Genomic DNA, 8,080 nt, shown 5'->3' on the forward strand with positions numbered 1-8,080 from the left:
GATCAGTGTATGTGCGCAAGCGCAGGTCTGCTGCCGCCAAAGCATATTCAGCAGGTGTCACTTCGGGCAAGGGCTGTCGGTTGGCGAGGCTGAGGTCGTGGAAGGGTGTGCTGGGCGAGTGCCGGGCTGCTGAGGGTCAGCAGCCCGGCGGTGGTGCAGGCGGCACGCACAAGCCGGTTGGTGATCGGTGCCGTACCTGGGGGGCGCCGGAGCACGATCAGGCAAAGCACCTCAGGCGGCGGCTGCAGTTTGCTGGAGGCGGGGCGACGTTCAGCCGCGCTCCCACAAGGCATAGTGCACCTGACCGGCCTTCTTTTCCCGGTGCAGGCGCCAGTTGCCCGGCAGTTGCAGGGTTGACGGCGCGGTTTCGCTTTCGGTGTAGATCCACGCGTGCTCGGCCAGCCAGTGGCGCTCTTCGAGCAGTGCACAGGTGGCCGGCAGCAGGTCCTGGTGGAAGGGCGGGTCGAGGAACACCACGTCGAACGGGGCCTTGGGCTCGCCTTGCAGGTAGCGCACCACGTCGGTCTGGATCACCTGCCCGGTGGGGCAGCGCAGCAGCTCCAGGTTGTCCTTGAGGTTCTCGATGGCGGCGCGGTTGCTGTCCAGCGCCACGGCCGAGGCCGCGCCGCGCGACAGCGCTTCGAGAAACAGCGCGCCGCTGCCGGCAAAGGCGTCCAGCACGCGGGCGCCCTCGATGTGCGCGGTCAGCCAGTTGAACAGGGTTTCGCGCACCCGGTCGGGGGTAGGGCGCAGGCCCGGTGCGTCAGGAAAGCTCAGGCGGCGGCTGCGCCACTCGCCGGCGATGATGCGCAACTGGCCCTGGCCACCGTGGGCGGCGGCCTTGGATTTGGCGGATGGACTGGCCATTAATGCTCCGGTACGCCAAGCGGCTGCTCGGCGGGTTTGTCAGTGGGCGGTGGCAGCGGCTGTTGCGCCACCTTCGGCCCGGCGGTCACGATGACCATCTTGTCGGCGGCCAGGTGCTTGTTGAGGGCAGCACGCACCTGCTCGACGGTGAGGCTCTGGGACTTCTGCATGAAGTCCTCGAGGAAATTCAGCGGCAGGTCATAGAAGCCGATGGCCCCCAGTTGGCCGACGATGCTCGCATTGCTGGCGGTGGACAGCGGGAAGCTGCCGGCCAGTTCGCGCTTGGCATCGTCCAGCTCCTGCTGGGTGGGGCCGGTCTTGAGGTAGTCGCTCAGGATGTCCTGTACCAGCTTGAGCGTGCCTTCGCTGAGTTCGGCACGGGTCTGCAGGTTGATCATGAACGGGCCACGCACCTGCATCGGGCTGAATACCGAGTACACGCCGTAGGTCAGGCCGCGCTTTTCGCGCACTTCGCTCATCAGGCGGGTGCCGAAGGCGCCGCCGCCGAGGATCGAGTTGCCTAGCGACAGGGCCGCGTAGTCCGGGTCGGCGCGGTCGATGCCCAACTGGGCCAGCATCAGGTGGGTCTGCTTGGACGGGAAGTCGATGTGGTTGACGCCCGGCTTGGGTTCGCTTGGTTGTGCCAGCTTGGGCAGCGCCGGGCCCTTGGGCAGCGCGGCGGAGACCTGCGCGGCAATCGCCTCGGCTTCCGTGCGGCTGAGGTCGCCGACCAGTGCGATCACCACGTTGCCGGCGGCATAGGCCTTGGCATGGAAAGCGCGCAGCTGGTCCAGGGTGATCGGCGGGATGCTCCTGGCGTCGCCATCGCTGGGGTGCCCGTAGGGATGCTTGCCGTAGAGCTTCTCGAACAGCTCGATGCTGGCCAGCTTGCCGGGGTTCTGCTTCTGGTACTCGAAGCCGGCGAGCATCTGGTTCTTGATGCGCTTGAGCGCGTCTTCAGGGAAGGTCGGCTTGCCCACCACTTCGGCGAACAGCTTCAGGGCCGGCTCGCGCTTGTCCTTGGCGCTCAGGCTGCGCAGCGAGGCCACCGCCATGTCGCGGTAGGCACCGTTGCCGAAATCCGCGCCCAGGCCTTCGAAGCCGGCGGCGATGGCGCCGACGTCCTTGCCCGCCACGCCTTCGTTGAGCATGGCGTTGGTCAGGGTGGCCAGGCCCGGCAGGTTACCGTCCTGGCTGCTGCCGGCGGCGAAGGTCAGGCGCAGGTCGAACATCGGCAGTTCGTGGGCTTCGACGAACAGCACCTTGGCGCCTTCGGCTGTGTTCCAGGTCTTGATGTCGAGGTTGCGTCGGCTCGGTGCCTTGCCGTCCAGCTCGGCCAGCGATTGCAGGTTGGCGCCGGGCTTGGCGGCCGTGGTGTCGGCATGGGCGGGGCCGGCCAGGCACACGGCGCTCAGCAGCAACGCGCCGAATACGCCGCGGCCCTTCGGGGTGTGGCGTGGGGTGGTGTGCTCAGTCATGCGCCTGCTCCTCGGGCAATACATGCGCAACGCTCAGGCGTTCGCGGGTGAAATAGGTGCGGGCGGCACTCTGGATGTCGGCCGGGGTCACGCTCTTGAGCTCGTCGAGCTCCTTGTCGATGAGCTTCCACGACAGCCCGACGGTCTCCAGTTGGCCGATGGTGGTGGCCTGGCTGCTGATCGAGTCGCGGTCGTAGACCAGCCCGGCGATCACCTGGGCGCGCACGCGCTCCAGCTCTTCAGCGGTTGGCGGGGTGGTTTTCAGCTCGTCGAGCAGCTTCCAGACGCCGCTTTCGACCTCGGCCAGGGTCTTTTTCTTCTGCGTGTTGGGCACCGCGGAGAGCACGAACAGGCTGTCGCCACGGGTGAACGGGTTGTAGCTGGCCGACGCGCCGGCCACCAGTTCCTGACCGCGTTCCAGGCGGGTGGCCATGCGCGCGCTGTAGCCGCCGTCGAGCAGGGCCGCGATCAGGCGCAGGGCGTGCACGCTGCGCGGGTCCTTGGCGGTGGCCAGGCCCGGCACGTTGAAGCCGTAGATCAGGCTCGGCAGTTGGGTGCGCACATGCACGGTGAGCTGGCGCAGGCCCGGCTCGGCCAGTTCCAGCGGCAGTTTGGCAGGGGGTGTGGCGCGCTTGGGGATGGCACCGAAGTAACGCTGGGCCAGGCCCTTGACCTCGTCGGCGGTGACGTCGCCGACCACTACCAGGGTGGCGTTGTTGGGCACGTACCAGGCTTCGTACCAATGGCGCAGCTCTTCGACCTTCATGCGTTCGAGGTCGGCCATCCAGCCGATGGTCGGGGTGTGGTAGCCGCTGGCCGGGTGGGCCATGGCGCTGAACAGCTCCATGGCCTTGGAGTTGGGCTGATCGTCGACGCGCAGGCGGCGCTCTTCCTTGATGACCTCGATTTCGCGGCTGAACTCTTCGGGCGGCAGGCGCAGGCTGCCCATGCGATCGGCTTCCAGTTCCAGGGCCACGCCCAGGCGGTCGCGGGCCAGCACCTGGTAGTAGGCGGTGTAGTCGTCGCTGGTGAAGGCGTTCTCTTCGGCGCCCAGGTCACGCAGGATGCGTGAGGCTTCGCCAGGCCCCAGCTTGTTGCTGCCCTTGAACATCATGTGTTCCAGGGCATGGGACAAGCCGGTCTGACCCGGGGTCTCGTAGCTGGAGCCGACCTTGTACCAGACCTGCGATACCACCACCGGGGCGCGATGGTCTTCACGCACGATGACCTTGAGGCCGTTGTCGAGGGTGAATTCATGGGTGGGCTGGACGTCGGCGGCAACCGCCACCAGGGGCATGACAATTGTGCTGAGCAGCAGGCCGGCGGCGCGGCGGGCTAGAGCATTCATTGATGATTCAACCTGTAGGGCTGCCCGCATGGCCTTAGCGTCGGCGGGCTAGGAGGTGCTAGGATACTGATCCGGTTGCCTGACGACCATGCCTGTCGAGATCAAGCGTTGCAGGCGTCCCGACAAAATGTTGCGCATGAACCAGTCGGCTTGACCATAGTCTGTTCTGCGTTAGAAGAATTTTGAGGCGCCACACTGGCGCATCGCTACCCTGAGATAGCCGTCTTCCATGTTTGGTTCCAACGACGACAAAAAGACCCCGGCCGCGGCCGGTGAAAAGAAAGGCCTGTTCGGCTGGCTGCGCAAAAAGCCCCAGCAACCTGTTGTCGAACAGCCCGAAACCCCAGTGCCAGAGGCGCTGGAGCCTATCGCCCCGACTTTGCCTGAGCCGGTAGCCGTCGAGCCCGCCCCGGTCGCGAGCGCGCCCGTCGCCGTCGAGGATCACCCCAGCAGCCTGGTGCTGCCGGTGCCCGAAGAGCCGGTGGCGCTGGTGGCCGACCTCGAGCCCCACGTCCCCCCGCCGATTCCCGATCGCCCAGCCCCCGAGCCTGCCCCGCAGTACGCTGCGCCCGAGCCGGTGGTGGCGCCTGCGCCGCAGTACGCCGCGCCCGAGCCGGTGATCGAGCCTGTACCGCAGTGCAGCGCGCCCGAGCCGGTGGCCGAGCCGCCTGCAGTGGTGCCGCCCGCACCTGTTGCGGCCACCGAGGTCGCCCTGCCTGTTCCCGAGGCCGCCCCGTCGGCGCCTGAAACCACCACCAAGGCCGGCTTCTTCGCCCGCCTCAAGCAGGGCCTGTCCAAGACCAGCGCCAGCATTGGCGAGGGCATGGCCAGCCTGTTCCTGGGCAAGAAGGTCATCGACGACGACCTGCTCGAAGAGATCGAGACCCGCCTGCTGACCGCCGACGTCGGCGTCGAGGCCACCTCGGTGATCGTGCAGAGCCTGACCCAGAAGGTCGCACGCAAGCAGCTGGCCGATGCCGATGCCCTGTACAAGTCGCTGCAGGGCGAGCTGACCGACCTGCTCAAGCCGGTCGAACAGCCGCTGAAGGTGCATGCCGCGAACAAGCCGTTCGTGATCCTGGTGGTCGGCGTCAACGGCGCCGGCAAGACCACCACCATCGGCAAGCTGGCGAAAAAGCTCCAGCTCGAAGGCAAGAAGGTCATGCTGGCCGCCGGCGACACCTTCCGTGCTGCCGCGGTGGAGCAGCTGCAGGTATGGGGCGAGCGCAACCAGATCCCGGTGATCGCCCAGCACACCGGCGCCGACTCCGCTTCGGTGATCTTCGACGCGGTGCAGGCGGCCAAGGCGCGCAACATCGACGTGCTGATCGCCGACACCGCCGGTCGCCTGCACACCAAAGACAACCTGATGGAAGAGCTGAAGAAGGTTCGCCGCGTGATCGGCAAGCTGGACGCCGACGCGCCGCACGAGGTGCTGCTGGTGCTGGACGCCGGCACCGGGCAGAACGCCATCAACCAGGCCAAGCACTTCAACCAGAGCGTGGAGCTCACCGGCCTGGCGCTGACCAAGCTCGACGGCACCGCCAAGGGCGGGGTGATCTTCGCCCTGGCCAAGCAGTTCGGCCTGCCGATCCGCTACATTGGTGTGGGCGAAGGCATCGATGACCTGCGCACCTTCGAAGCCGAGCCCTTCGTACAAGCCTTGTTTGCCGAGCGGGAGCCTTCATGATCCGATTCGAACAGGTCGCCAAGCGTTACCCTAACGGTCACGTTGGCCTGCATGAATTGAGTTTTCGGGTGCGTCGGGGCGAGTTCCTGTTCGTCACCGGCCATTCCGGCGCGGGCAAGAGCACCTTGCTGCGCCTGTTGCTGGCCATGGAGCGCCCGACCAGCGGCAAGCTGCTGCTGGCCGGCCAGGACCTGGGTCAGATCAGCAACGCGCAGATCCCGTTCCTGCGTCGCCAGATCGGCGTGGTGTTCCAGAACCACCAACTGCTGTTCGACCGTACCGTGTTCAACAACGTCGCCCTGCCGCTGCAGATCCTGGGCCTGTCCAAGGTCGAGGTGGCCAAGCGTGTGGACGCGGCGCTGGAGCGTGTGGCCCTGTCGGACAAGGCCCAGCTGTTCCCCGGCGACCTGTCCACCGGCCAGCAGCAACGGGTGGGCATTGCGCGTGCCATCGTGCACCGTCCGGCCCTGTTGCTGGCGGATGAACCCACCGGCAACCTCGACCCGCGCCTGGCGGCCGAGATCATGGGTGTTTTCGAAGATATCAACCGCCTGGGCACCAGCGTGCTGATCGCCAGCCACGACCTGGCGCTGATCGCGCGCATGCGCCATCGCATGCTGACCCTGCAGCGCGGCCGCTTGATCGGCGATGGGGAGGCCGGGCAATGAGTGCAACACGTAGTCCCAAGGTGTCCGAGCGGGTGGCCCCTGCGGCAGCCGAGCCAAGCCCTCAGAAACAGAAAAAGCGCCGTGATGATGACGATGACGGCCCGGATTTCAGCACGCTGCTGCACGCCTGGCTGGAAAGCCATCGCTCCAGCCTGCTCGACAGCCTGCGTCGCCTGGGCAAGCAGCCGATCGGCAGCTTCTTCACCTGCCTGGTGATGGCCGTGGCCCTGAGCCTGCCGATGGGGTTGTCGCTGCTGCTGAGCAATGTCGAGCGCCTGGGCGGCTCGTGGCAGCGTGCAGCGCAGATTTCGCTGTACCTCAAACTTGACGCCAGCGTGAGCGAAGGCGAAGCCCTGCGTACCCAGATCAAGGGCATGCCGGGGGTGGCCGATGCCGAGTATGTCAGCCGTGAGCAGGCCCTCGACGAGTTCCAGCAGCAGTCCGGGCTGGGCGAGGCCTTGCGCGAGCTGCCGGAGAACCCCTTGCCTGGCGTGGTCGTGGTGACCCCGGCCGAAGTCGACAAGCCAGCGCTGGAGGCCCTGCGCCAACGCCTGGCCGAACTGCCCAAGGTGGAACTGGCCCAGCTCGACCTGGTGTGGGTGGAGCGGCTGGCGGCGATCCTCAAGCTGGGTGATCGCTTTGTCTTCGGCCTGACCGTGCTGCTGGTGTCGGCGCTGCTGCTGGTCATCGGCAACACCATTCGCCTGCATATCGAGAACCGCCGTACCGAAATCGAGGTCATCAAGCTGGTGGGCGGTACCGATGCCTACGTGCGCCGGCCGTTCCTGTACATGGGCGCGCTGTATGGCCTGGGGGCAGGCGTACTGTCCTGGGGTGTGCTGGCGTTCGGCCTCAACTGGCTGGATGACGCGGTCGTCGGCCTGTCGGGTCTTTACGGCAGCGATTTCTCGCTGGCCGGGGTGCCGCCTGCCGATGGTCTGTCGCTCTTGCTTGGGGCGGTGCTGTTAGGGTATATCGGTGCTTGGATTGCGGTCGCTCGGCATCTGCGTGAGCTTGCACCGCGATAGTGTCTTCCAGCCGTCATTGACTATCGTGTATTTCGGGAACTTGTTTCGCGGTTCCCGGTCAATGGTGGCAGTGCCTGATGGCACAATTCAGTGAGTCGGAGGTTTTTTCGTATGACCACTTCGTTGCAACCTGCCTATGCCTTGGTCCCGGGTGCGAACCTGGAGGCCTATGTGCACACGGTCAACAGCATTCCATTGCTGACGCCCGAGCAGGAGCGTGAACTGGCCGAGAGTCTCTACTATGAGCAGGATCTGGGGGCGGCTCGGCAGATGGTGCTCGCCCACCTGCGTTTTGTCGTACATATCGCGCGTAGCTATTCGGGCTACGGGCTGGCCCAGGCCGACCTGATTCAGGAAGGCAACGTTGGCCTGATGAAAGCGGTCAAGCGTTTCAACCCCGAGATGGGTGTGCGCCTGGTGTCCTTTGCCGTGCACTGGATCAAGGCCGAAATTCACGAATTCATCCTGCGCAACTGGCGCATCGTCAAGGTCGCGACCACCAAGGCGCAGCGCAAGCTGTTCTTCAACCTGCGCAGCCAGAAGAAGCGCCTGGCCTGGCTGAACAACGATGAAGTGCATCGTGTGGCCGAAAGCCTGGGTGTGGAGCCGCGTGAAGTGCGCGAGATGGAAAGCCGCCTGACCGGTCAGGACATGGCCTTCGACCCGGCCAGCGAGGCGGACGACGACAGCGCGTTCCAGTCGCCGGCCAACTACCTCGAAGACCACCGTTACGACCCGGCGCGTCAGCTGGAGGATGCGGACTGGAGCGACAGCTCCTCGAACAACCTGCACGAGGCGCTGCAAGGCCTGGACGACCGTAGCCGCGACATCCTGTACCAGCGCTGGCTGGCCGAAGAGAAGGCCACGCTGCATGACCTGGCGGCCAAGTACAGCGTGTCGGCCGAGCGTATCCGGCAGTTGGAGAAGAATGCGATGAACAAGGTCAAAGCCCTGATCGCTGCCTGATCTGCGGGACCCTGAGGGCCCCTTCACCGGCAAGG

6 protein-coding genes and 1 pseudogene are annotated in these 8,080 nt (G+C 65.9%); 4 read left to right on the top strand and 3 right to left on the bottom strand.

The window, feature by feature from the left end:
- Positions 1-270: 270 nt before the first annotated feature.
- The 3 genes and pseudogenes from rsmD to B4I46_RS23845 all read right to left on the bottom strand — a co-directional run bounded on the left by rsmD (position 271) and on the right by B4I46_RS23845 (position 3,693).
- Entirely contained in the window at positions 271-867 is a 597-nt protein-coding gene (gene rsmD, locus B4I46_RS23835; RefSeq protein ID WP_043859992.1) for a 16S rRNA (guanine(966)-N(2))-methyltransferase RsmD, read from the bottom strand.
- Positions 867-2,234 (bottom strand): annotated as a pseudogene (locus B4I46_RS23840) (M16 family metallopeptidase); the annotation flags it as partial. The pseudogene B4I46_RS23840 and the gene rsmD, both read right to left, overlap by 1 nt.
- A 103-nt stretch (positions 2,235-2,337) precedes the next feature.
- Entirely contained in the window at positions 2,338-3,693 is a 1,356-nt protein-coding gene (locus B4I46_RS23845; protein ID WP_043859990.1) for a M16 family metallopeptidase, read from the bottom strand.
- Positions 3,694-3,922: 229 nt separating this feature from the next.
- On the opposite strand from B4I46_RS23845, the gene ftsY reads away from it, so the two are divergent.
- From ftsY to rpoH, 4 genes are all read left to right on the top strand, one after another.
- Positions 3,923-5,383 (top strand): signal recognition particle-docking protein FtsY, encoded by a 1,461-nt coding sequence (ftsY, locus tag B4I46_RS23850; RefSeq protein ID WP_286902166.1) that lies wholly within the window; start codon positions 3,923-3,925, stop codon positions 5,381-5,383.
- Positions 5,380-6,051, top strand: coding sequence for a cell division ATP-binding protein FtsE (gene ftsE, locus B4I46_RS23855; RefSeq protein ID WP_043860122.1), 672 nt, complete (start codon positions 5,380-5,382; stop codon positions 6,049-6,051). The genes ftsY and ftsE overlap by 4 nt, the downstream gene beginning before the upstream one ends.
- Positions 6,048-7,079, top strand: a complete 1,032-nt coding sequence (gene ftsX, locus B4I46_RS23860; protein ID WP_043860123.1) for a permease-like cell division protein FtsX — start codon at positions 6,048-6,050, stop codon at positions 7,077-7,079. Before ftsE ends, ftsX begins: the two co-directional genes overlap by 4 nt.
- Positions 7,080-7,190: 111 nt before the next feature.
- Positions 7,191-8,045: an RNA polymerase sigma factor RpoH gene (gene rpoH / locus B4I46_RS23865; RefSeq protein WP_043860124.1), complete on the top strand. Its 855-nt coding sequence runs from the start codon at positions 7,191-7,193 to the stop codon at positions 8,043-8,045.
- Positions 8,046-8,080 lie beyond the last annotated feature (35 nt).

Source organism: Pseudomonas sp. UBA7500 (genome assembly GCF_002478435.1).
Taxonomy (GTDB): Bacteria; Pseudomonadota; Gammaproteobacteria; order Pseudomonadales; family Pseudomonadaceae; genus Aquipseudomonas; species Aquipseudomonas palmensis.

Bases quoted from the DNA above. Each gene is read 5' to 3' on its own strand.
- rsmD (WP_043859992.1), bottom strand. From the start codon at position 867: ATGGCCAGTCCATCCGCCAAATCCAAGGCCGCCGCCCACGGTGGCCAG.
- B4I46_RS23845 (WP_043859990.1), bottom strand. From the start codon at position 3,693: ATGAATGCTCTAGCCCGCCGCGCCGCCGGCCTGCTGCTCAGCACAATT.
- ftsY (WP_286902166.1), top strand. From the start codon at position 3,923: ATGTTTGGTTCCAACGACGACAAAAAGACCCCGGCCGCGGCCGGTGAA.
- ftsE (WP_043860122.1), top strand. From the start codon at position 5,380: ATGATCCGATTCGAACAGGTCGCCAAGCGTTACCCTAACGGTCACGTT.
- ftsX (WP_043860123.1), top strand. From the start codon at position 6,048: ATGAGTGCAACACGTAGTCCCAAGGTGTCCGAGCGGGTGGCCCCTGCG.
- rpoH (WP_043860124.1), top strand. From the start codon at position 7,191: ATGACCACTTCGTTGCAACCTGCCTATGCCTTGGTCCCGGGTGCGAAC.